The organism is Saccharopolyspora sp. 6M, from assembly GCF_020176775.1.
Classification (GTDB): domain Bacteria; phylum Actinomycetota; class Actinomycetes; order Mycobacteriales; family Pseudonocardiaceae; genus Saccharopolyspora_C; species Saccharopolyspora_C gregorii.
Genome location: NZ_JAIUJZ010000011.1, coordinates 26728 through 48343, shown reverse-complemented (window position 1 = coordinate 48343; position 21616 = coordinate 26728). Strand labels below are relative to the sequence as shown.

Annotated in this window: 22 protein-coding genes; 16 read left to right on the top strand and 6 right to left on the bottom strand. The window is 72.9% G+C overall.

Annotation, left to right across the window (positions count from 1 at the left end; genetic code table 11):
- Positions 1-58: 58 nt before the first annotated feature.
- On the top strand, positions 59-1003 hold the full coding sequence (locus tag LCD31_RS01985) for a GlxA family transcriptional regulator (RefSeq protein ID WP_224955671.1): 945 nt from the start codon (positions 59-61) through the stop codon (positions 1001-1003).
- A gap of 134 nt (positions 1004-1137) precedes the next feature.
- Positions 1138-1662, top strand: a complete 525-nt coding sequence (locus LCD31_RS01980; protein ID WP_224955670.1) for a DUF664 domain-containing protein — start codon at positions 1138-1140, stop codon at positions 1660-1662.
- Here LCD31_RS01980 and LCD31_RS01975 read toward each other — a convergent pair.
- A complete protein-coding gene (locus LCD31_RS01975; RefSeq protein WP_224955669.1) occupies positions 1659-2192 on the bottom strand; it encodes an AAA family ATPase in 534 nt (177 codons plus the stop codon). The genes LCD31_RS01980 and LCD31_RS01975 overlap by 4 nt on opposite strands.
- A gap of 266 nt (positions 2193-2458) precedes the next feature.
- Here LCD31_RS01975 and LCD31_RS01970 point away from each other — a divergent pair, with 266 nt between their 5' ends.
- Positions 2459-3076 (top strand): class I SAM-dependent methyltransferase, encoded by a 618-nt coding sequence (locus tag LCD31_RS01970; protein WP_308012520.1) that lies wholly within the window; start codon positions 2459-2461, stop codon positions 3074-3076.
- A gap of 18 nt (positions 3077-3094) precedes the next feature.
- Here the strand turns inward: LCD31_RS01970 and LCD31_RS01965 are convergent, their stop codons facing one another.
- Positions 3095-4660 (bottom strand): substrate-binding domain-containing protein, encoded by a 1566-nt coding sequence (locus LCD31_RS01965; RefSeq protein ID WP_224955667.1) that lies wholly within the window; start codon positions 4658-4660, stop codon positions 3095-3097.
- Between the two features lie 193 nt (positions 4661-4853).
- On the opposite strand from LCD31_RS01965, the gene LCD31_RS01960 reads away from it, so the two are divergent.
- The 6 genes from LCD31_RS01960 to LCD31_RS01935 all read left to right on the top strand — a co-directional run bounded on the left by LCD31_RS01960 (position 4854) and on the right by LCD31_RS01935 (position 11794).
- Entirely contained in the window at positions 4854-5816 is a 963-nt protein-coding gene (locus LCD31_RS01960; RefSeq protein ID WP_255614470.1) for a 5-dehydro-4-deoxyglucarate dehydratase, read from the top strand.
- 13 nt (positions 5817-5829) lie between these two features.
- Positions 5830-7122, top strand: coding sequence for a glucarate dehydratase family protein (locus tag LCD31_RS01955; protein ID WP_224955666.1), 1293 nt, complete (start codon positions 5830-5832; stop codon positions 7120-7122).
- A 28-nt stretch (positions 7123-7150) separates the two neighbouring features.
- Positions 7151-8461 carry an MFS transporter gene (locus LCD31_RS01950; RefSeq protein ID WP_224955665.1) on the top strand — a complete coding sequence of 437 codons (1311 nt, stop codon included), beginning with the start codon at positions 7151-7153 and terminating at the stop codon, positions 8459-8461.
- Between the two features lie 139 nt (positions 8462-8600).
- A complete protein-coding gene (locus LCD31_RS01945; RefSeq protein WP_224955664.1) occupies positions 8601-9404 on the top strand; it encodes an IclR family transcriptional regulator in 804 nt (267 codons plus the stop codon).
- A gap of 144 nt (positions 9405-9548) precedes the next feature.
- Positions 9549-10505, top strand: coding sequence for an SAM-dependent methyltransferase (locus LCD31_RS01940; RefSeq protein WP_224955663.1), 957 nt, complete (start codon positions 9549-9551; stop codon positions 10503-10505).
- 368 nt (positions 10506-10873) lie between these two features.
- On the top strand, positions 10874-11794 hold the full coding sequence (locus LCD31_RS01935) for an AEC family transporter (protein ID WP_224955662.1): 921 nt from the start codon (positions 10874-10876) through the stop codon (positions 11792-11794).
- 282 nt (positions 11795-12076) lie between these two features.
- On the opposite strand, the gene LCD31_RS01930 is transcribed toward LCD31_RS01935, so the two are convergent.
- A complete protein-coding gene (locus tag LCD31_RS01930; RefSeq protein WP_224955661.1) occupies positions 12077-12793 on the bottom strand; it encodes a dienelactone hydrolase family protein in 717 nt (238 codons plus the stop codon).
- A gap of 100 nt (positions 12794-12893) precedes the next feature.
- Here LCD31_RS01930 and LCD31_RS01925 point away from each other — a divergent pair, with 100 nt between their 5' ends.
- The 5 genes from LCD31_RS01925 to LCD31_RS01910 all read left to right on the top strand — a co-directional run bounded on the left by LCD31_RS01925 (position 12894) and on the right by LCD31_RS01910 (position 16987).
- Positions 12894-13679, top strand: a complete 786-nt coding sequence (locus LCD31_RS01925; protein WP_224955660.1) for an enoyl-CoA hydratase/isomerase family protein — start codon at positions 12894-12896, stop codon at positions 13677-13679.
- Between the two features lie 245 nt (positions 13680-13924).
- Positions 13925-14350, top strand: a complete 426-nt coding sequence (locus tag LCD31_RS01920; protein WP_224955659.1) for a universal stress protein — start codon at positions 13925-13927, stop codon at positions 14348-14350.
- Between the two features lie 121 nt (positions 14351-14471).
- Positions 14472-14549, top strand: coding sequence for a putative leader peptide (locus tag LCD31_RS29720; RefSeq protein WP_358444385.1), 78 nt, complete (start codon positions 14472-14474; stop codon positions 14547-14549).
- Positions 14550-14658: 109 nt separating this feature from the next.
- Positions 14659-15657 carry an ABC transporter substrate-binding protein gene (locus LCD31_RS01915; protein ID WP_224955658.1) on the top strand — a complete coding sequence of 333 codons (999 nt, stop codon included), beginning with the start codon at positions 14659-14661 and terminating at the stop codon, positions 15655-15657.
- A gap of 13 nt (positions 15658-15670) precedes the next feature.
- Positions 15671-16987, top strand: a complete 1317-nt coding sequence (locus LCD31_RS01910; RefSeq protein ID WP_224955701.1) for an LLM class flavin-dependent oxidoreductase — start codon at positions 15671-15673, stop codon at positions 16985-16987.
- A 24-nt stretch (positions 16988-17011) separates the two neighbouring features.
- Here LCD31_RS01910 and LCD31_RS01905 read toward each other — a convergent pair whose 3' ends face one another.
- The 3 genes from LCD31_RS01905 to LCD31_RS01895 form a co-directional block, all read right to left on the bottom strand.
- Positions 17012-17881 carry an SAM-dependent methyltransferase gene (locus LCD31_RS01905; RefSeq protein ID WP_224955657.1) on the bottom strand — a complete coding sequence of 290 codons (870 nt, stop codon included), beginning with the start codon at positions 17879-17881 and terminating at the stop codon, positions 17012-17014.
- A gap of 270 nt (positions 17882-18151) precedes the next feature.
- Positions 18152-19012, bottom strand: a complete 861-nt coding sequence (locus LCD31_RS01900) for a helix-turn-helix transcriptional regulator (RefSeq protein WP_224955656.1) — start codon at positions 19010-19012, stop codon at positions 18152-18154.
- 151 nt (positions 19013-19163) lie between these two features.
- A complete protein-coding gene (locus LCD31_RS01895; protein WP_224955655.1) occupies positions 19164-19400 on the bottom strand; it encodes a DUF397 domain-containing protein in 237 nt (78 codons plus the stop codon).
- An 88-nt stretch (positions 19401-19488) separates the two neighbouring features.
- Here LCD31_RS01895 and LCD31_RS01890 point away from each other — a divergent pair, with 88 nt between their 5' ends.
- The gene (locus LCD31_RS01890) at positions 19489-19770 is read left to right on the top strand and encodes a hypothetical protein (RefSeq protein ID WP_224955654.1); all 282 of its coding nucleotides are present in this window, start codon (positions 19489-19491) and stop codon (positions 19768-19770) included.
- Between the two features lie 344 nt (positions 19771-20114).
- Positions 20115-21425 (top strand): MCE family protein, encoded by a 1311-nt coding sequence (locus LCD31_RS01885; protein WP_224955653.1) that lies wholly within the window; start codon positions 20115-20117, stop codon positions 21423-21425.
- The last annotated feature ends 191 nt before the right edge of the window (positions 21426-21616 follow it).

The following is a 21616-nucleotide window of genomic DNA, read 5'->3' as shown; positions in this document are numbered from 1 at the left end:
GGGAACCGGTGGTAGCAGTGGAGTTCGACCCGCCCCCGGATCCGTGAACAGGTACCCCATGCACCTCGTCGCCGTGCTCGCCCTCGACCCTGTCGTGCCGTTCGACCTGTCCATCCCGGCGGACACCTTCGGGTGGGTGCGGCTCGCCGACGGATCGCCCGGCTACCAGGTGCGGGTGTGCGCGGTGGACGGCGAGGTGGGCGCGGGGCCGTTCTCGATCCGCGCGCCGTGGGGATTGGACGGGCTGCGCGACGCCGACACCGTCGTCGTGCCGGGGCAGGCCGGGGCGCCCGCGCCCGTTCCGGAGGAGGCGCTGGCGGCGCTGCGGGACGCGGCGGCGCGCGGAGCCCGGATCGCCTCCATCTGCACCGGCGCGTTCGCGCTCGCCGCGGCCGGGCTGCTGGACGGGCGGCGGGCCACCACGCACTGGCTCGGCACCGCCGAGCTCGCCCGCATGCACCCGTCGGTCGAGGTCGATCCGGACGTGCTGTACGTGGACGAGGGCGACGTGCTCACCTCGGCCGGAGCGGCCGCCGGGATGGACCTGTGCCTGCACATGATCCGGCTCGACCACGGCTCGGCGGTGGCGGCCGATTCGGCGCGGCTCGCGGTGATGCCGCTGGAGCGCGACGGCGGGCAGGCCCAGTTCATCGCGCACGAGCCGCCCGCCCCCGACGGCGCCAGCGTGCAGCCGCTGCTGCACTGGCTGGAGGACAACCTGCACCAGCCGTTGACCCTGGCGGACATCGCCGCGCGCGCGGCGCTCAGCAGCCGCACCCTCAGCAGGCGGTTCCGCGAGCAGACCGGCACCACTCCGCTGCAATGGCTGCACCGGGCGCGGCTGCGGCGGGCGCAGCACCTGCTGGAGACCACCGGGCACCCGGTGGAGCGGATCGCCGAGCAGGTCGGGTTCACCTCGCCGACGACGTTCCGGGACCGGTTCAAGCGGCTCGTCGGCACCAGCCCGGCCCGCTACCGGCGCACCTTCCGCAGCGTCGCCTGACCTGCCCGCCGACCTGCCCGCCGCCCTGGATCGCCGGCCCGCTGGTGCCGGGCGGTCCGGTCTTTCAGCCGATGTGGGTGTCGGGGGTGTGCTCTAGCGTTCCGGAGGCGATCGACTGGGGAAGGTGCGACGGGATGACGGGAACGGACGAGCGGACGGATCTGCTGGGTCTGCTGGGAGAACAACGGCACGCGCTGCTGATCACGGTGCGCGGGCTCAGCGACGCCGCCGCGGCGCGGCGGACCACCGCGAGCGACCTCACCTTGGGCGGGCTGCTCAAGCACCTCGCCGCGGTGGAGCGGGAGTGGACGCGGGTGCTGCGCTCGCGGCCCGATCCGGAGCAGCTCGGCGGCGCCGATCCGGACAGCCTGCGGATGGGGCCGGATGATGCGCTGGCCGACCTCATCGACGACTACCGGCAGGCCGCCGAGGACACCGACCGGGCCGTGGCCGAGCTCCCGGACCTGGGCGTGCCGCTGCCGCTGCCCGCGGCGCCGTGGTTCCCGCCGGGAGCCGAGTGGACCGCGCGCCGCGTCGTCGGCCACCTGCTGCGGGAGACCGCGCAGCACGGCGGTCACGCGGACCTGATCCGGGAGGCCCTGGACGGCGCCAGCACCACCCGCCAGCTCGCCGCCGACTTCGGCATCGACCGCAGCTAGCCGAGCACCTCCAGCACGAACCGCGCCCGCTCCGCGACCGGTGCCCGCGGCAGTTCCACGAGCTCGTAGCCGTAGTCGGCGTAGGTCTCGGCGAGCACCTCGCCGGTGCGGCGCGCGAGCTCGGGAGACTGCCTGCGCTCCGCGTCGGTCCGGTAGATCGTCGGCCACGGCGGCGCGAGGAACACCGGGCCCGAGTACCGCAGGTCCCGGGCCGCGGCGTGCACGTGCGCGGGCAGCGGGAGGCCTTCGACGCGCAGGAAACCGGCGATGTCCGGCAGCCCGCGGTCGAAGAACGTGACGCCGTCCCGCGCGGCCCGGTGCTCGCGCAGTTCCCAGCACAGCATCAGTTCCGCGAACAGCACCGGGTCGACCCACGGCAGCCCGCCGCCGCCGACGGCGAGCTGGTCGCGGATCACGCCGCGCCCGGCCTCCTCGGACCGGGCCCACCCGGCGGCGCCGAGCCGGTCGAGCAGCGTGCTCTTCCCGGAACCCGGGCCGACGGTGACGACGACGCGGCGCGGTGCGGACATGCGGGGCCTCCTGGGCGGTGCGGGTGGGGTCGGCCCGGGACGGGAGCCGTCCGCGCGGAGCCGGGAGAACGCAGCGGGCGTGCGGCGCGGCTGCGTGCCGCCAGGATAGCGGCGCGCCCTTGACTTCGAGCGCGCTCGAACTCCTAGCGTTCGTTTCGGATCGGGCGGCACCGCACGGCGGGCTCCACCGCCCTGCCCGCCGCCGCGGGCGCCGCCCGATCCACCGGAATTCCGCTGCGACCGAAGTGTTCGAGATGGAGAACACGGTGCCGATCGCGACGTTCGACGAGTTCTACGCGGCGGGTGATCCGCCGTGGGTGATCGGGGAACCGCAGCCCGCGGTGGTGGAGCTGGAGCGCACCGGCGGCTTCCGGGGCGCGGTGCTCGACCTCGGCTGCGGGACGGGGGAGCACACGATCCTGCTGGCCGGCCGCGGCTACGACGTGCTGGGCGCGGATTCGTCCCCGAACGCGCTGGAGCGGGCGCGGGCGAACGCCGCCCGGCGCGGGGTGGACGCGCGCTTCGAGCTCGCGGACGCGTTGCGGCTCCCGGAGAACCGGCGGTTCGACGTGGTGCTGGACAGCGCCCTGTTCCACGTGTTCGGCCCGGCGGACCGCAGCGCCTACGCCCGGTCGCTGCGCGCGGTGACCGAACCGGGTTCGGTGGTGCACGTGCTGGCGCTGGCCGACGTGGCGGAGAGCATCGGGCCGACGGTGCACCAAGACGACTTCGCCGCCGCGTTCACCGACGGCTGGGACGTCGAGGAGGTGCGCCGGGTGTCGTACCGCGGCATCGCCTCCGGGGACAACGCCCGCCGCCTGGACGTCGCCGACGGCGCGGTGGTCGATTCCGCCGCGCACCTGGCCCGGATCCGCCGCCGGTAGCGATCCACAATGGACTGATCACTGCTCGGGGGTGCAGCGGGACGGCCGGTCCAGGTCGGCGCAGGGGACGTCGCCCTCGTGCCGCAGGATCGCGCCGCCCGCCGGAGAACGCAGGAACTCCAGGAAGCTCGACACGAGCGAGCCGGGCCGCGGTTCGTCGTAGGTGTAGGCGAATTCGGTCTCCCAGAAGGGATAGGCGCCGTCGACGACGGTCTCCCGGGTGGCGGGCACGCCGTCGATGCGGACCGGCAGCACCCGGTCGTCGCCCTCGATCCGGCCCGCCTCCGCGTAGCCGAGAGCGCCGGGTGTGCGGCGCACCGCGTCCAGCACCTGGCCGGTGTCGCCGCGTTCGCAGTGCACCACGCCCGGCGCCTCCTCGGGTCGGACTTCCGCGCAGTCGGCGGAGTTCCACGGCGCCCGTTCGCCGCCCGCGCCGAGCAGGCGGCGTTCGAAGACCTTCCGGGTGCCGGACTGCCGGTCGCGGCTCACCAGCCGCACCGGCAGCTCGGCGCCGTCCAGCTGCCGCCAGTCGGTGATCTCGCCCCGGTACAGGCGCCGGACCTGGTCCAGCGACAGGTCCCGCACCTGCGCCTGCTCGCTGACGACGAGGCTGAACACCGACAGCGACACGGGGCGCGCCAGCAGCTTCGGCTCGCGGTTCCCCTTGGCACCGTCGGAGAACGCGAGCAGGTCCGGTGCTCCGTCCCGGGCGGCGCGCCCGGGCTCGCCGAGCTCGGCGAGGCCGGTGTCGCTGTCGCTGAAGTCGGAGACGATCAGCGAGCCGGGGCAGCGCCGCTGGTAGGCGTCGGCCGCGGCGCGGGCCGCGTGCTCGAACGCCGAGGAACCGGTGAGCGTGATGCGGCCCGCCGCGCACTCCAGCGCCACCGGATCGGGCCGGGTCAACGAGACCGCGAGCTGCCCGAGGCTGACCAGCACCAGGAACAGCACCAGCGCCATGATCCGCCGCGGTGGCCGGTTGTGGCTGCGGGTCTCGCGGATGGCGCCGGTGCCAACGCCGCCCTTGATGCCGCCGACGACCTCCGGCGCGGCGTCCGATCCTGCCGCGCGGTCCGATCCCGCCGCGCGGTCCAGCACCGCCAGCACCTTGTAGTGCGCGCCGCGGTTGAGCGGCACCTTGGGCAGTTCGATGACGTCCCGGTCGACGCGCAGCCCGGAATCCGGCCCGAAGGACGGGCGCAGGAATTCGCTGCTGAGCTCGGTGATCACCATGCCCGCGATGGTGCGGCCGGGGAACCGCACCCGGATGCCGACCTTGTCGCCGTCGAGCACCGCGTAGTCGGCGGGGTCGATGTTGGTGGCCCCGTCGTTCTCGATGCGCAGCAGCACGAACGAGGGCGCGGTGAGCGCGGCGCCTTCGGTGGACAGCTGCAGGGCTTGGAACGCGCCGGGGTCGAGCCGGCCGCGGTCGGGGTGCGCGGCGTCGGTGGCGGTGGTGTCCAGCTGCACCCGGTAGCCGAGCCGTTTGCGGCCGACGAAGGCGAATTCGTAGAGCGCGAGCACGATCGGCACCACGAGGCCGAGCGCGGCCAGCGCGGTCTCCCAGGACCAGTCGAAGTCGGGCATGTCGGCTCCCGTCGCGCGGGGAAGTGCGCTTCCGAGGCCGAAGCTAGGGGCGGCCGGTGCGGCCGGGTCCGGGTGCGGCGACCGTTCGGGAACAGTTCACCGGTGGTCCACCGGGGGCGTTGACAGCGGTGGGGCCGATTCCTAGTCTCGTCTACAAGAGGAATCGCAGTCTACATATGAAGACGAGATGCGCATGGCTTCGGCTCCGCTCGGTACCTCGCCACCCGACCCCGGTAGGTTCGCCGCCCACCTCCGCGAACGCATGGCCGCCGGCGTGCTGTCGTTCCCCCTCACCTCGTTCACCGCCGCCGGCGAGCTCGACCTCGCCGCGTTCCGGACCTACCTCCGGGGACAGGTCGACGCCGACCCCGCCGCGTTCTTCGTCGCCTGCGGCACCGGCGAGTTCTTCTCCCTCACCCAGGACGAGCACGCCGCCGTCGTGCGGACCGCCGTCGAGGTCGCGGACGGGCGGATCCCGGTGCTCGCCGGGCTCGGCTACGGCTGGGCGCAGGCGCGGCAGTTCGCCGAACGCGCCGTGGACGCGGGCGCCGACGCCGGACTGCTGCTCCCGCACTACCTCGTCAAGGCACCGCAGGACGGCGTGGTCGAGCAGGTGCGCCGCGTCGCCGAGCACACCCGGCTGCCGCTGATCGCCTACCAGCGCGACCACGTCCGCTTCGGCCCCGGCGCCGCCGCCCGGATCGCCGAGCTCCCCACCGTCATCGGCCTCAAGGACGGCCACGGCGACCTCGACGCGCTGCAGCGCCTCACGCTCAGCACCCCCGCGGACTTCCTGTTCTTCAACGGCGCGGCCACCGCCGAGATGCAGGCCCGCGCCTACTCCGCGATCGGCGTCCCCGCCTACTCCTCCGCGGTGCACGCGTTCGCCCCCGAGATCGCGCGGACCTTCTTCACCGCGCTGCGCGGCGGGGACCGGGAGCGAGTCGAAGGGCTGCTGCGCGAGTTCTACTTCCCGCTCGTCGAACTCCGCGACCGCCGGGCCGGTTACGCCGTGGCGCTGGTCAAGGCGGGCGCCCGGCTGCGCGGCCTGCCCGTCGGGCCGGTGCGCGCCCCGCTGGTCGATCCGGGGCCCGCCGACCTCGCCGACCTCCAGAAGCTGATCGAGACGGGCCTGGCGCTCGTCGACCAGGACTGAGCAGGGAGATCCCATGCCCGAGAGCACCCGCATCGCCGAAGTCCGCGTCACCCCCATCCTGATCAGCGATCCGCCGCTGCTGAACGTCCAGGGCGTGCACCAGCCGTACACGCCGCGCACCATCGTCGAGGTCGTCACCGAGAACGGGGTGAGCGGCATCGGGGAGACCTACGGCGACACCGACTACCTCACGATCGCCCAGGCCTTCGGTCCGGAGCTCGTCGGACGCCCGCTGACGGCCCGCAACGACCTGTTCGCCCGGGTCGCCGCCGCGGCCGCCGAAGTGGACATCGCCCGGATCGACAACACCGTCGTCGCCGAAGGGCTCCGCGGCGCCCGCACCGAGGTGAAGCTGGTGCACAGCGTCGTGTCCGCGTTCGAGGTGGCGCTGCTCGACGCGCTCGGCCACGAGACCGGGTTGCCGGTGCACGCGCTGCTCGGCGGGAAGGTCCGCGACCGCGTCGAGTACAGCGGCTACCTGTTCTACCGGTGGGCCGCGCACCCGCTGCCCGGCGAGCCGGAGGACGACTGGGGCGCCGCGCTCGATCCGGCAGGCGTCGTCGCGCAGGCGCGGCGGTTCGCCGACCGGTACGGGTTCCGCTCCTTCAAGCTCAAGGGCGGCGCGTTCGCACCGGAGCAGGAGGTCGCCGCGGTCCACGCGCTGCACGAGGCGTTCCCGGACGCCCCGCTGCGGCTCGACCCCAACGGCGCGTGGTCGGTCGAGACCAGCCTGCGGGTCGCCGCCGAGCTCGAAGGCGTCGCCGAGTACCTGGAGGACCCCACCGCGGGCACCGAGCAGATGGCGCGGGTCGCCGCCCGCACCAGCCTCCCGCTGGCCACCAACATGTGCGTCACCGCGCTCGACGAGGTGCCCGCCGCGTTCGCCGCCGACGCCGTGCAGGTCGTGCTCTCCGACCACCACTATTGGGGCGGGCTGCGCGCCACCCAGGACCTCGCCGCGATCTGCCGCACCCACGGCAAGCAGCTGTCCATGCACTCCAACACGCACCTGGGCATCAGCCTCGCCGCGATGACGCACGTGGCCGCCACCATCCCCGACCTCGACCACGCCTGCGACACGCACCGGCCGTGGCAGACCGAGGACGTGATCACCGCGCCGCACACCTTCCGCGACGGCTGCGTCGAGGTCACCGACGCGCCCGGGCTGGGCATCGAGCTCGACCGGGACTCGCTGGCCCGGTTGCACCGGCGCTGGCTCGACAGCGACGTGCGCGACCGGGACGACGCGGCCGCGATGCGCAGGGTGCGCCCGGAGTGGCAGGCACCCTCGTTCCCCGTCTGGTGAACCGCTCCTTCCCCTCCCGGAGGCGTCGATGACGACGGTACCGACGGAGTCCACTTCGGACGATGCCGCGCTGCGCGGTGCGGTGGGCAAGTTCTTCCGGCGCATGGTCCCGCTGCTGGTGGTCATGCTGATCGTCAACCAGATGGACCGCACGAACATCGGGTTCGTGCGCCACGACCTGGAAGCCGACCTCGGCATCGGCGCCGCGGCCTACGGGCTCGGGGCCGGGCTGTTCTTCGTGGCCTACGCGCTGTTCGAAGTACCGAGCAACGTGCTGATGGAGCGCTTCGGCGCCCGCGTCTGGCTCACCCGCATCATGATCAGCTGGGGCGTGGTGGTGTTCGCGATGGCGTTCATCACCGACACCACCACCTTCTACGCGATGCGGTTCCTGCTGGGCGTCGCGGAGGCCGGGTTCTTCCCCGGCGTCATGTACTACTTCACCCGTTGGCTGCCGGACCGGTACCGGGGCCGCGCCGTCGCGATCTTCCTCGGCGGTTCCGCGGGCGCCTACGTGGTGACCGGGCCGGTCACCGGCGCGCTGCTGGAGCTGGACGGGGTGGCCGGGCTCGCCGGCTGGAAGTGGATGTTCCTGGCGCAGGGCGTGATCTCGGTGCTGATCGGCGTCGTGGCGGCCTTCCTGCTCGTCTCCCGGATCGGGGACGCGAAGTGGCTCACCGCCGAGGAGGGGGCCGCGCTGGCCGCGGCGGTGGCCGCCGACGACGCGCACCGGGCGGACGCGGAGGAGCGGGTGTCGAAGACCCGGCTGCTGCTGCACCCGCAGGTCCTGCTGCTGTGCTTCATCTTCTTCGCCATCTCGCTGACCGGGTACGCGATCACGTTCTGGCTGCCGAGCCTGGTGTCCGGCATCGCAGGGCTGCCGGACTTCGGCGTCGGAGTGGTGAGCGCGGTGCCGTGGGCGTGCGCGATCGCCGCGATGTACCTGATGGGCCGGTTCACCGACCGCACCGGCGTCCGCCGCCCGTACGTCACGGTGGCGCTGGTCGTCGCCGCGGTCGGCACCTTCCTGGCGACGCTCGGCTCGCCGTGGTTCGGAGTGGGGGCGATGTGCGTGGCCGCGGTCGGGTTCAAGTGCTCCGCGTCGATCTTCTGGCCGATCGCGCAGCAGGGGCTGGACGGCAAGATCGTCGCGCCGGGCATCGCGCTGGTGAACTCGCTGGGCAACCTCGGCGGTTTCGTGGCGCCCACCGCGATCGGCCTCCTGGAGGAGACCACCGGATCCACCACCTACGGGCTCTACGGGCTGTCGGCGGCCTCGTTGCTCGCCGCCGGGCTCGCCACCCTGATCGGCAGGCGCCGGTCCGCCGCCGCCCGCTGACCCCGGACCCCGGGCGCTCCCGCGCCGGACGCCCGGGGCCGCGGAGCCTTCGACGGCCCGCCGACCGCCCGGTGTGTACGGTGTTGCTTTGCGGAAAAGGCACGGTGGCCGGGGGTTTTCCGGTCGCGGGGAGCGCGGGATGAGCGGCATGGCGGACGGGCAGAAGGGCGTGCGGGACGTCAAGTCGGCGGCCCGCACGGTGGAGGTCCTGGAGGTGCTGGGCGGCCTCGACGGTGAACCGGTGAACCTCCGCGAACTGGCCGAACGCACCCAGGTGCCGCGCAGCAGCCTCTACGCCCTGCTGCAGACGCTCGTCGCCCGCGGCTGGGTGCGCACCGACGTCACCGGCTCGCTGTACGGGATCGGGGTGCGGGCGCTGCTGGTCGGCACCTCCTACATCGACGGCGACCTGCGCGTCGCCGAGATCGGGCCGCACCTGGACGAACTGGTCGCCGACCTCGGCGAGACGGTGCACTTCGCCCGGCTCGACGGCGCCGACGTGGTGTACCTGCTGACCCGCGAGTCCAAGCACCACCTGCGCCCGTTCAGCCGGGTCGGCCGCCGGTTGCCCGCCAGCGCCACCGCGCTGGGCAAGGCGCTGCTGGCCGAACGGGCGGACGCCGACGTGGCGGCGCTGCTGCCGGACCCGCTGCCGAGGTTCACCGGGTCGACCCTGGACCGCGCCGGGCTGCACGCGGACCTGGCCGCCACCCGCGATCGCGGCTACGCCGTGGAGCTGGAGGAGAGCAACGTCGGCGTGCACTGCATCGGCGTCGCGTTGCGCTACGACAACCCGGTGCAGGACGCGATCAGCTGCTCGGTGCCCACCGCGCGGGTCACCCCGGAGTTCGAGCGGCGCGCCGTGCGGCGGATGTTGCGCGCTCGCGACGAGATCGAACGCGCCGCGCTGCGCTGGCCCACCTCCCAGGTCTCCTGGCGCTGATGTCCGAAGTGGACTGACACGCGCCGCTTCCACCGAAGGACCGCACCGGGTTCGGCCGGGCGGCCCTTGCGCGCCCGCGGGCCCCTCGCCACGCTCGAAGCCGGAGCTCGACCAGGGGACCGGGCTCGTCGAGGGGAGCGTTCGATGGGGCGGGACGGACGGCGGCACGACGCGGAACGGATCGGAACCGACCCGGGCCCGGCCGCGCCCCAGCAGGCCGCACCGGGCGCTTCCTGGACCGCTGCTCCGCCGCACGCCCCCGGCGTACCCGCCGCCAGGGCGCCGCGGACCGACCCCGGATTCTCGCTCGAATCGATCCCCGGAGTGGACGTGAAGCACGCCAACGCGGCCCGCATGTACGACTACGCCCTCAACGGCGACCACAACTTCAAGATCGACCGCGAGGTCGCCGACCAGGTGTTCGCGGTGATGCCCAGCGGCCCCGCCGTCGCCCGCGCCAACCGCGCCTTCCTGCGCCGCGCCGTGGAGTTCTGCGTGGACGAGGGCATCGACCAGTTCCTCGACCTCGGCTCCGGCATCCCCACCCGCGGCAACACCCACGAGATCGCGCAGGCCCGCAACCCCGAGGCCCGCGTGGTGTACGTCGATGACGAACCCGTCGCCGCCGCGCACACCCGCCAGCTGCTGCGCGGCAACGAGAACGCGGCGATGGTGCAAGCCGACGTGCGCGACCCGGGCGACGTGCTGGCCGCGGAGCCCACCCGGCGGTTGCTCGACCTCGACCGGCCGGTGGCCGTGCTCATGGTCGCGGTGCTGCACTACGTCAGCGACGCGGACGGCATCGTCGAGATGCTGCGGACCTACCGGGAGCAGTGCACCCGGGGCAGCTTCCTCGTCATCTCGCACACCACCCAGGACAACCAGCCCGACGCCTCCCGGGAGCTGCGCGAGCTGCTGGCCGCCTCGGGCACCGAGGTCACGCACCGCGACCGCGCGGCGGTGCGCGCCCTGTTCGACGGCTGGCGGCTGGTGGAGCCCGGCGTGGTGTGGACCCCGCAGTGGCACGGGTCGCCGCCCGCGCCCGGCGCCCCGGCGCCGGAGGAGTCCGAAACCTGGTGCGGCGTGGCCGAACTCCGCTGATCGCCCGCGACGACCCGCCGCGCGCGTGCGAGGACGGGTCCCGGGCAGTTGCCGGAGGGTGCGGATCAGTCCTCTGTGGAGCATCGCGGAACGCCGATTTCCCATCATGTGGTCATCTTCGGCCGTCCCCGTCCCGCGGCATGACATATGTCATTGCCCGCGCTCGTGGTCGCTCGCGGTCGGGTCGGCTATCGTCTGATCCGCATGGCGGCGCCCGCGAGCTATACCGGCGGGCGCCCTGACCGGCGTCCCCGCCCCTTCCGCACGCGGCCGGACGCGTCCTGCCGAAGATCGGAGTGGGCACCGATGAGCCGCGCGCACCGCGCCTGGCGGCGGGGAACCGCCCCCGCCCGCCGATCGGAGCCGACGTGACCGGAGTGCTCACCGGGTTCGCCGTGATCGGCGCCATCATCGCCGTCGGCTACCTGGTGGCGCTGCGCGGCTCACTCGGCGACCACGGCCAGGAGGTGCTGAGCAGGCTCGCGTTCTCGGTGGGCACCCCGGCGCTGCTGTTCACCACGCTCGCCCGCGCCGACCTGTCCGTCATCGTCTCGCTGCCGCTGCTGATCACCGCGCTGAGCACCTTCGCCGCCGCCGGCCTGTTCGTCGCCGCCGGGGTGGTCCGCGGCTGGGACGTCGGGCGCACCACCATCGGCGCGTTGTGCTCCAGCTACGTCAACTCCGGCAACCTCGGCATCCCGATCGCGGTGTACGTGCTCGGCGACGCGTCGCTGGTCGCGCCCGTGCTGCTGCTGCAGCAGCTCGTCGTCACCCCGATCGCGCTGGCCGTGCTCGACCTGTCGCGGCCCGGAGCGCACACCTCCTGGACGGCGCGGCTGACCACGCCGTTCCGCAACCCCGTGGTGCTCGGTTCGCTCAGCGGCGTCGCGGTCGCCGCGACCGGGCTGCACGTGCCGGACGCCGTGTTCGACCCGATCAACCTGCTCGGCGGGATGGCGGTGCCGGGCGTGCTGCTGGCGTTCGGGATCTCGCTGCGCGGCGCCAGCCTGCCCGGCCGGAGCCCGGAGAAGAAGGTGGTGTTCTTCTCCGTGGCCCTCAAGTCCGTGGTGCAGCCGCTGGTCGCCTGGGCGTTGGGCCGGTTCGTCTTCGACCTGCCCGACCCGCAGCTGTTCGCCGTCGTCGTCACCTCGGCGCTGCCCGCCGCGCAGAACCTGTTCACCTACGCGGCCCGCTACGAGACCTCGGTGGTGCTGGCCCGCGAATCCGTGCTGCTGTCCACCATCCTCGCCGCACCCGCCATCGGGTTCATCGCGGTGCTGCTCGGCTGACTGCCCCTTCATTTTCACTTCGGTTGCGAGGTGGGTCGGGTGGCGGAACCTCAGCAGCTTCCTCGCTGCCCGCTTTCCCAGTGGCTCTTCAACGTCTTCCTGTCAGCGGCGAAGCCGATGAGCTGCCGACCAGGCACGCAGACCGACCACCAGCGGGTTCTCAGCGGTTCCCTCGCGAGGACAGCTTTTCCCTCGTGGCGGAGCCACTTGGGAAAAAGATCCCGCAGCGAGGGAACCGCTGAGGTTCCGCCACCCGCCCCCGAAGCAACAGAAGGGGGAAGATCACCGCAAAGTGGTAGTCCGCACGAAGCTCAGGGTCTGCGGCCAGGAGTGCAGGTATGCCTCGGCGTTCACCGGGTTCTCCTGGCGGGCGCGGGCGCTGAACCCGTGCTCGGCGCCGGGGTAGGTGTGCACGATGCTGGCGCCGCGCTCGCGGCCGGTGAGCGCCGCGTTCAGCGCGTCGAAGCTCTCCCGCGGCACCAGGTCGTCGGCGCCCGGGTAGTGCATCATCACCGGCGCCTCGATCCGCGCGGCGTGCTCGGCGGCGTCCAGCGCGTGGTTCGGCGCGGGCGGAATCGGCACCGTCGGGTGGTAGGCGATCACGTTCGCCAGCCGCTTGTCCCGTCCGCCCAGCAGCAGCGCGAACCGGCCGCCGAGGCACCAGCCGATCACCCCGGCCCGCTGCACGCCGAGCTCGTTGAACAGGTGCGAGAGCAGCCGCTGCTGCTCGGCGAGCGCCGCCTCGTCGTCGAGCTCGCCCATCAGCCGCACCAGCTCGTCGCGCTCGGTGTCGTCGGCGCTCGGCCCGTCCCACGGGTCCCAGGACAGCGCGGTGACCCCGGCGGCGGCCAGGTCGGCGGCGAACTCCCGCACCTGCTCGCCGATGCCGGTGAGCATCGGCAGCAGCAGCATCGCGCCGCCCGCGTCCACCTCCGGCCGCGCCAAGTAGGCGCGGGACCGGCCGACCGCTACGAACTCCCCGGAGATCTCCTCAGCCATGCCCCCACCCTAGGCACTCGTGGGGGAACCGGCGGGCGGTGGCCGCCCGCGATGATCCACGATGGGCGGGCAGCGCAGCCGAACGGGAGGACGACGCGTGGTGGCACCTGGACCGCTCCGGTACGAACCCGACTCCGGGATCGCCCTGCTGACCTTGGACGACCCGCCGATGAACCTGGTGACCCTGGAGCTGACCCGCGCGCTCGACGCCGCGCTGGACGCGGTGGAGCGCGACGGCGCGCGCGTCGTGATCCTCACCGGGGCGGGTGAGCGGGCGTTCTGCGCCGGTTCCGACATCGGCGAGTTCCCCGGCCTGATGCACCCCGGCGCGGTCGTGGAGCGGAAGCTGCGCAGGCAGAACGAGGTGTTCACCCGGCTGGAGCGGCTGCCGGTGCCGACGATCGCCGCGCTCGGCGGCCTCGCCTACGGCGGTGGCCTGGAACTGGCGGCGTGCTGCGACCTGATCATCGCCGAACCGCAGGTGCGGGTGGGACTGCCGGAGATCAAGCTCGGCCTGTTCCCCGGCAGCGGTGGCACCTACCGGGTGACGCGGCGGATCGGGCGGGGGCGCGCGAAGCAGCTGATGTTCTTCGGCGACCCGGTCGACGCGAGCACCGCGCTGTCCTGGGGGCTGCTCGACGAGGTGGTGGAGCGCGGCGGCGCGCTCGCCGCGGCCCGGGAGCGCGCGGACGTTCTGCTGCGGCGGCCGCGGACCTCGCTGCGGCTGGTGAAATCCCTCATCGACGCCACCGCGGACGAACCGGACGAGGAGGTGCTGCGGCGCTCGCTGGCCGCCAGCGACGAGGCGTTCACCTCCGCCGAGGCGCGCGAAGGGGTCCGGGCGTTCTTCGCCAAGGAGACCCCGGACTTCGACACCGGCCGATAGCCCGCGCCGCCCTGTTCGCGCCCCCCGCTCGCGCCGACGGGCCACCCCGAGCCGCCGGGCTGCCGAGCCGCGCCGGCGGGTCGCCCGTCCCGCGCCGACGGGCTGCCGAGCCGCGCCACGCCGAACGTCCGCCGCGCCTCCAGGTCGCACCGACGGGCCGCGCCACCGAGTCGCCGGGCTGCCGCGCCGCGATGCGACCACTCCGCGGCTGCGGGACGGTGGTGGCTCGGCAGGGGAGGGCGCGCATGACCGAGACCTACCGGATCGTGACCGGAGTGGACGGCTCAGCGTCGTCGCGCGCCGCGCTGCGCTGGGCGCTGTGGCACGCCGACCTCGCCGGGGGCGCTATCACCGCGCTGATGGCCTGGGACCTCTCACCGATCTACGGCTGGGCGCCGGACGACGCCGGGCACCGCACCGCGCGGACGCTGCAGGACGTGGTGCACGAGGTGGCCGGTGAGTCCCGCGTACCCGTGGAGCGCGTCGTCGTGCAGGGCGGTCCGGCGAAGGCGCTCATCGACGCGGCCGCCGACGCGGACCTGCTGGTCGTCGGCAGCCGCGGCCACGGCGGGTTCACCGGAGCGCTGCTCGGTTCGGTGGGTCAGCACTGCGTGCAGCACGCGGCGTGCCCCGTGGTGGTGGTCCGCGAACCCGGTGGCCGCACGGGGTGATCGGCCCGTTCGTCCGCGCAGATCGGTCGTCCGCCGGGCGTCGCCCGCGGTGACGGTGATCGCATTCCCAACCTGTTGGATTGGGTTTACACCGCCGCGGCGCCCTGGCTAGCGTTCGGGCATGCCGCAGCGGCCGATGCTCACCACCCGGGGTCACGTGGACCTGTCGCGGGTGGCCTCGGCGCTCTGTCCGCGCTGACCCGGCTCGTTCCCCCGCACCGGTCCCACCGGTCCTCCCGTCCCGCGCGGACGGACGCCCTCACCTCGTGCCCGGCCGCCCGGCGGCCGCGCCCCTCGCTGGAGGTCCCATGCCGACCCGCTCCACGCGGCGTTCCTTCCTGGCCAAGCTGGCCGCCGCCCCGCTCGTCCTGAGCCCGCTCGCCGCGGCCGCCTGCGGCGGGAATCCCGCGGTCCGCGAGGACGGCAGCGTCGACCTCACCAAGGTCACGCTCACCATCGGCGACCAGGCGGGCATCCAGCAGGCCCTGGTCGAGGCCGCCGGCGTGCTCGACGGCAAGCAGTACCAGGTGCACTGGTCCCAGTTCGCCGCCGCCGCGCCGTTGCTGGAAGCCCTCCGCAGCGGAGCCGTCGACATCGGGCTCGCCGGGGACGCGCCGACGCTCAACGCGCTCGGCTCCGGCGCCGACATCAAGATCGTCTCGGCGACCCGGGCGGTGCGGCAGTACGGACTGGCCATCGTGGTGCCGAAGGGCTCGCCGATCCGCACGGTCGCCGACCTGCGCGGCAAGACCGTCTCGCCGACCACGCCCGGCAGCGTCGGGCACTACCTCCTGCTGAGCGCGCTGCGCGAAGCCGGGTTGTCCGCGGACGACGTGCGGATCAGCTTCCTCGAACCGGTCAACGCGAGCGCCGCGCTCAGCTCCGGCGCCATCGACGCCTGGTCCACCTGGGACCCGTACACCGCCGCCGCCCAGCTCGACCAGGGCGCGACCGTGCTGCGCGACGCGAACGGCCTCGCCCACGGGCTCAGCTTCATCAACGCCTACCAGGAAGCGCTCGACGACCCGGGCCGCCGCGCCGCCATCCGCGACTTCATCGGCCGCTACAACAAGGCGCTGGAGTGGGCGCGGGCCAACCCGGAGGAGAACGCGCGGATCTACGGCGACCTCAGCCACCGGCCGCCGAACATCGCCCGGCTCGTCTCGGACCGCTCGCAGCGCACCGGTGGTCCGGTCGACGACCAGGTGACCGCCCAGCTGCAGGAGGTCGCCGACAACTACCTGGAGTTCGGCGTGCTGCGCGAACACCTGGCGATCGGCGAGCACGTCGACCGCGGCCTGTACTGAGCGGGCGGTGGCGATGACCCGGCGGCTGCACCTCGCGCTCTACCTCGACGACCACGGCATCCACGCCGGCGGCTGGCGCCACCCGCGGGCGGCGCCGCCCGGCGAGCACGGCCTGGCGCTCTATCGGCGGCTCGCCGAGTCCGCCGAGCGCGCCAAGCTGGACCTGCTGTTCATCGCGGACAAGCTCGCGGTCGACGACATCTACGGCGGGGACTTCGGCGCGGTCCTCGAACACCGGCCGAACACCCATCTCGACCCGATCGTGCTGCTGTCGGCGCTGTCCTCGGTGACCGAGCGGATCGGCCTGGCCGCGACCGCGTCCACCACGTACTCGGAGCCGTTCCACGTGGCCCGGATGTTCGCCAGCATCGACCACCTCAGCGGTGGCCGGGCCGGGTGGAACGCGGTGACCTCGGTCAGCGACGGGGAGGCGCGCAACTTCGGCCGCGCCGAGCACCTCGGCCACCAGGAACGCTACGAGCGGGCCGCCGAGTTCCTCACCGCGGTGCGGGCCTTGTGGGATACCTGGGACGAGGGCGCGGTGCTCGCCGACCAGGCCGCGGGCCGGTTCGCCGACGCGAGCAAGGTCCGCTACGCCGACCACGCGGGGGACTGGTTCCAGGTCCGCGGGCCGCTCCCCGTGCCCCGGGTGCCGCAGGGGCGGCCGGTGATCGTGCAGGCCGGGGCGTCGGGGGTGTTCCAGCGGCTCGCCGCCGCGAACGCCGACCTGGTCTTCGCGGTGGCGCCGACGCTGGAGCGCGGGGTGGAGTTCTACCGCGGCTTCAAGCGGCAGGTGCGGGAGGCGGGCCGCGGCGAGCACGAGGTGCGGGTGCTGCCCGGGATCATGCCCGTGGTCGGGGAGACCGACGAGCAGGCGCGGGAGGTCGAGCGGGAGCTGCGTGCGCTGGTGCTGCCCATCGCGGGCCTCACCTTCATGGCGGCGAGCATGAACCTCGACCTGTCCCGCTTCCCGGTCGACGGGCCGGTGCCCGACGTCCGGGACGAGATCCGCGGCAGCAAGGGCCGCTTCCAGCACGTGATCGCCGATGCGATCGACCGCGGGATCATGCTGGGGGAGCTGGGTGCCGAGTACGCGGCGACGCTGTCGTTCCCGCTGGTCGCCGGATCTCCCGCCACGATCGCCGACGAGTTCCAGCGCTGGTTCGAGGCAGGCGCCTGCGACGGGTTCGTGCTGATGCCGCCGTACGTGCCGGGCGGGGTCACGGACTTCTTCGAGCAGGTGGTGCCGGAACTGCAGCGCAGAGGATTATTCCGCACGGAGTACAAGGGGCGCACCCTGCGCGACCACCTCGGCATCGAGCGTCCCTGATCGACGCCGAGGTGGTCCGCCGGATCAGAGGGGCTTGCGCCCGACCCCGGCCCAGATCGCCGACTCGCCGGACTGGCTGAAGTCCAGCTTCGGCGAGTGGTTGGGGCTGCTGTCCTCCGGGTGCCAGTCGGTCGTCCACGCCATGCCCGGCTCCAGCATCTCGAAGTCGCCGAACAGCTCGCGGATCTCCTCCTGGCTGCGCCAGATCACCGGGCTGGAGGAGTTGTCGTACATCTGCTTGATGCCGACCAGCTGGTCGTCCAGCTCGGCGGGGACCCCGTCGTCGGTGAGGTGCGACAGCGCCAGGTACGAGCCGGGCGGCAGCAGCTCCCGGTAGCGCTTCATGACCTGCGGCGAGATGTCCTCGCCGTCCGGACCCGGCTGCTGGACGTGCAGCACCGCGATCAGCAGCACCGCGACCGGCTGCTCCAGGTCGAGCACCCCGGTCTCGATGGCCTTCTGCCACAACCGGTCCGGGTTGCGGAAGTCCGCGTTGATCGCGGCGTGCCGCTCCCCGTCGCCGTGCTTCTCCAGCAGCACCTGGGAGTGCGCCACCGCGACCGGCTCGTGGTCGACGTAGACGACCTTGGAGCCCGGCTCGACCTCGTCGGCGACCGAGTGCGTGTTGCCCATCGTGGGCACGCCGGAACCGATGTCGATGAACTGGTGCACCCCGCGGGCCACCAGGTGCCGGACCGCTCGGTGCAGGAAGAGCCGATTGCTGATCGCGATCGGGCGTAACAACGGGTATTGGTCGACGACGTGCTGGCCGAATTCCCGGTCGATGGCCCAGTTCGCGTTACCGCCGAGGTACCAGTCGTACACCCGGGCGACGCTCGGCTTGGTCAAATCCGCGTGCTGCGGGGGGAACGGGTCCTCATCAAGATCGCTCATTCGCATGGTCCTTTGTCACAACCGGGTGATCTTGCGACGAATAGTAACCCCTCGACCGCTCGGCGTGAGCGGGGGCCATCGGGTGAAAAGCCGGCCGATGTCCGTGGTCAGCGGCCTGCGGGCACGTGGACGCGCGGAATCGGCCGGGCGGTCCGCGGTTCGGTTCGCACGGCAGCACGAAGCGGGGGGGGGGGGGGGGGCCCCCCCGGCCCCCCCGGGGGGGGGGGGGGGGGGGCCCCCCCCCCCCGATCCGGTTCGGTCGGAAAAGGGTCAGAAGGTCAGCTTGGAACGGAATTCGGCGGCCAATTCCTGCAGGAAGTCCACCGACTCGTTCAGTTCCAGCGCGGCACCGCGGATGCGGTCCCACGCATCCACGAACAGCTCGAAGTCCCCTTCGTCGTCGAGGTAAACCCCACCGGCGGCGTGTTCGATGAACACGAAGTCCTTGGTGGCGTCGGGAAAGCGCATGATCGTGAAGTCGTTCGGCGTGAAGGCCAGCCGCACGTCGAACGGCAGCACGTGCACGAACACCCGCGAGTAGCGCTCGCCCAGCGCCAGGAGGTGCTCCACCTGGTCCAGCGCCACCGACGGGTTCGGCCCGCCGGGCATCCGGCGGAACGCGGCCTCACCGATCACGAACCGGTAGTAGGGCGGCCGGTCCAGGTCGAAGACCTGCTTGCGGTCCTGGCGGTTGCGCACCAGCGAGGTCACGTCCGTGGCGCGATCCTCGCTGAACTGGGTGAGCATGTAGTGCTCGGACTGCAACGGGCCGGGGATCCGCTCGCCGTGCCAGCTGAGGATCTCGCCCGCCGCGGGCTCCAGGTCGGTGAAGGTGCGGAACCAGTGCGGCACCGCGGACCGGTACCCGGACCACTGGCCGCGCTGCCCGGTGCTCGATCGGGCCAGGTCCAGCATCAGCTCCGCCTGGGCGTCGCTGCACTGGAAAGCCTCCAGCATCTGCTTGAGCTCGGCCTGCTTGACCGCCACCGCGCCGGACTCGATCTTGTTGACCTTGCCCTGCCTGCAGCCCAGCAGATCGGCGACCTCCTGCTGGGTCATCCCGACCGCCGTCCGCGCTCGGCGGATCTCGTTGCCGAGCTGTCTGCGCCGCGACGTCACCGTGCTCGGCACTCGGAATCTCCGCTCTTCGTTCGGGGTCTCGACAAGCAGATCATCCTAGCCGAGCGGGCACCCGATGGCGTGCTGCCCGGTGGTGACCGGACCGACCGATGATTTCACCCTTAAGGGGAATAATCGACACCACCGATCGTACCGATGGTGATCATGGCAGGTCGAACGCACCGGTGCGGGTCCTGGTCAGGAACGAGCGCCAGCGCGCCGCGTCGAAGACCAGGACTCCGTCGTCGATGTTCTTGCTGTCGCGGACTCCGACGGGGCCGCCCGCCACGGGGTGGTTGACCTCGACGCAGTTGCCGCCGTTGGGTCCGCAGCGGTGCGCGGCCGTCCAGCCGTGCTGGGGGAAATACGAGGTCATCAGGTTCGGGTCCGGTGCTTGCACTGGGCGCTCCCTCCGCACTGTTCAGTTCAGCTCGACAACGAGATTAATCCTTGAGTAGGATTAATCTCAAGCACAGGAGGGAGCAATGATGCCCAGCGTTGCCAACAGCTCCGCACACCTCCGGCGCGACCCCGACGCTGCAGCGGAGCAGCGGGTGTGGGTGTTGCGCAGGCACCCGCGCGTGTCGCTTCGGCAGGCGCACGCGATCGTCTCGGTCGACTGGGACGCCGGTGTCGCCCGCACCGCCTGCGGGTTGGGGTTGCGGCGGGATGCCATCGCCGACGTCCCCGCCGGCGGCTGCATGCCCTGCGTCTCCTGCGTCGCCTCGATACCCGTCGGGTCCCGGCAGCTGGAGGACTCCGCCGACTGACGTCGGTGGCGCAGCCCGCCCGCACTCCCGCCGGTGGGCCCCGACCAGGCCGGGTGCGCCGCGCCGAACTTGCCAGGGCCCCGTCGAGATCCTGCCCGCGGTGATCTCCGGGGCCGCGACCGCCGCCCGGCGGAATGATCTGTCCGGAATGGTCAATCGGATGGCCGGGGTTCTCATGACCCACGTCACCCTCGCGCTCTAGTCTCTTGCCCTGTCCGGCGCCTCCGGTCGTCTTCCGTCCAGAGGAGCGCCACGACGAGGGCCCCGCGGAACCGGCGCGCCCCGCGCGCCCGACCGCTGCGGGCCACGTCGAATTGTTCCGGGTTCGAGTCAACGGCGGTCCGATGAGCGAAAACAGCACCAATGCGACGGTGCGGCGCAGGTTGCTGGGGCTGGCGCTGCTGCTGTGCGCCGCGTTGTTCCTCAGCACGACGGTGGCGACGTACCAGGGGGTCTTCCGCCCGAGCGTGGACGTGGTGCTGATCGCCGCGTCCACCGGCAACCAGCTGGGGCCCGACTCCGAGGTGAAGGTCCGCGGCATGATCATCGGCCGGGTCTCCGAGGTGCGGCCCGTCGACGACGGCGCCGAGCTGCACCTGGCGCTCGAACCGGACAAGGCGCGGTTGTTGCCGTCGAACGTGTCGGCGCGGTTGTTGCCGCGGACGTTGTTCGGGGAGCGGTACGTGTCGTTGGACGTGCCGGAGCGGGCGTCGTCGGTGCGGTTGGCTTCGGGTGATGTGATCTCGCAGGATCGGACGCGGGCGTCGGTGGAGTTGGAGACGGTGCTGGCGGACACGATGCCGGTGCTGGAGGCGATCCATCCGGATGATCTGGCGGTGACGTTGAATTCGTTGAGCCAGGCGTTGGACGGTCGTGGTGAGTCGATCGGGGACACGATCTCGCGGTTGAACGAGTACGTGGCGGGGTTGAACCCGTCGGTGCCGCAGTTGCAGGAGAACCTGCGGCAGCTGGTCGGGGTGGCGGAGACCTACGAGCAGGCGGCGCCGGACGTGCTGGCGGCGCTGGGTGATCTGTCGCAGACCTCGCGGACGTTGGTGGACCAGCAGGAGAACCTGCGCAGACTCACCTCCCAGCTGACGACCACGTCGAACGACGCCACCGGGTTCCTCGAAGCCAACGGCGACGACCTGATCCGGCTCGGCGAGTCGGCGCGGCCCACCGCCGACGTGCTCGCGAAGTACTCGCCGGAGTACCCCTGCCTGCTGCGCACCCTCGCCGACACGGTCCCGCGGGTGGACGACGTCTTCGGCGTGGGCACCGACGAGCCGGGCGCGCACATCACCCTCGAAGTGGTGGCACCGCGCGGCGAATACGTGGCGGGCCGGGACGAACCGGTCTACGCCGACGAGCGCGGCCCGCGCTGCTACGACTACCCGGACGGCACGCGGCCGCAGTACCCGCCGGACGGGCCGATCCAGGACGGTTCCGCCCCACCCGCCGCGGGAGACCCGCCGGCCGCCGGATCCGCGGGTTCGGGGTCGCACGGCCTCGGGCTGATCAACTCGCCGCAGGAGCGGGACGCGGTGGCGCTGGTGCTGGCGCCCTCGATGGGCGTCCGGGCGAGCACGATGCCGCAGTGGGGTTCGCTGCTGGTGGGCCCGGTCCTGCGCGGGGCGGAAGTCGACTACACCTGACCGTCCACAGTGCACTCGCTCCGCCGGTGGTCGCACGGTCCGCGCGATCGCGGTCCGGTGGGACCGACGTCCTCGGCGCCGGGCGCGGAGCCGCGGGGGGGGGGGGGGGGGGGGGGGGGGGGGGGGGGGGGGGGGGGGGGGGGGGGGGGGGGGCGGGGGGCGGGCGCCGCCCCCGGGGGCGCGGGGGGGGG

Excerpts from the sequence above, each read along its gene's own strand:
- LCD31_RS01985 (WP_224955671.1), top strand. The coding sequence starts at position 59 with ATGCACCTCGTCGCCGTGCTCGCCCTCGACCCTGTCGTGCCGTTCGAC.
- LCD31_RS01980 (WP_224955670.1), top strand. The coding sequence starts at position 1,138 with ATGACGGGAACGGACGAGCGGACGGATCTGCTGGGTCTGCTGGGAGAA.
- LCD31_RS01975 (WP_224955669.1), bottom strand. The coding sequence starts at position 2,192 with ATGTCCGCACCGCGCCGCGTCGTCGTCACCGTCGGCCCGGGTTCCGGG.
- LCD31_RS01965 (WP_224955667.1), bottom strand. The coding sequence starts at position 4,660 with ATGCCCGACTTCGACTGGTCCTGGGAGACCGCGCTGGCCGCGCTCGGC.
- LCD31_RS01960 (WP_255614470.1), top strand. The coding sequence starts at position 4,854 with ATGGCTTCGGCTCCGCTCGGTACCTCGCCACCCGACCCCGGTAGGTTC.
- LCD31_RS01955 (WP_224955666.1), top strand. The coding sequence starts at position 5,830 with ATGCCCGAGAGCACCCGCATCGCCGAAGTCCGCGTCACCCCCATCCTG.
- LCD31_RS01950 (WP_224955665.1), top strand. The coding sequence starts at position 7,151 with ATGACGACGGTACCGACGGAGTCCACTTCGGACGATGCCGCGCTGCGC.
- LCD31_RS01945 (WP_224955664.1), top strand. The coding sequence starts at position 8,601 with ATGAGCGGCATGGCGGACGGGCAGAAGGGCGTGCGGGACGTCAAGTCG.
- LCD31_RS01940 (WP_224955663.1), top strand. The coding sequence starts at position 9,549 with ATGGGGCGGGACGGACGGCGGCACGACGCGGAACGGATCGGAACCGAC.
- LCD31_RS01930 (WP_224955661.1), bottom strand. The coding sequence starts at position 12,793 with ATGGCTGAGGAGATCTCCGGGGAGTTCGTAGCGGTCGGCCGGTCCCGC.
- LCD31_RS01920 (WP_224955659.1), top strand. The coding sequence starts at position 13,925 with ATGACCGAGACCTACCGGATCGTGACCGGAGTGGACGGCTCAGCGTCG.
- LCD31_RS29720 (WP_358444385.1), top strand. The coding sequence starts at position 14,472 with ATGCCGCAGCGGCCGATGCTCACCACCCGGGGTCACGTGGACCTGTCG.
- LCD31_RS01915 (WP_224955658.1), top strand. The coding sequence starts at position 14,659 with ATGCCGACCCGCTCCACGCGGCGTTCCTTCCTGGCCAAGCTGGCCGCC.
- LCD31_RS01910 (WP_224955701.1), top strand. The coding sequence starts at position 15,671 with ATGACCCGGCGGCTGCACCTCGCGCTCTACCTCGACGACCACGGCATC.
- LCD31_RS01905 (WP_224955657.1), bottom strand. The coding sequence starts at position 17,881 with ATGAGCGATCTTGATGAGGACCCGTTCCCCCCGCAGCACGCGGATTTG.
- LCD31_RS01890 (WP_224955654.1), top strand. The coding sequence starts at position 19,489 with ATGCCCAGCGTTGCCAACAGCTCCGCACACCTCCGGCGCGACCCCGAC.
- LCD31_RS01885 (WP_224955653.1), top strand. The coding sequence starts at position 20,115 with ATGAGCGAAAACAGCACCAATGCGACGGTGCGGCGCAGGTTGCTGGGG.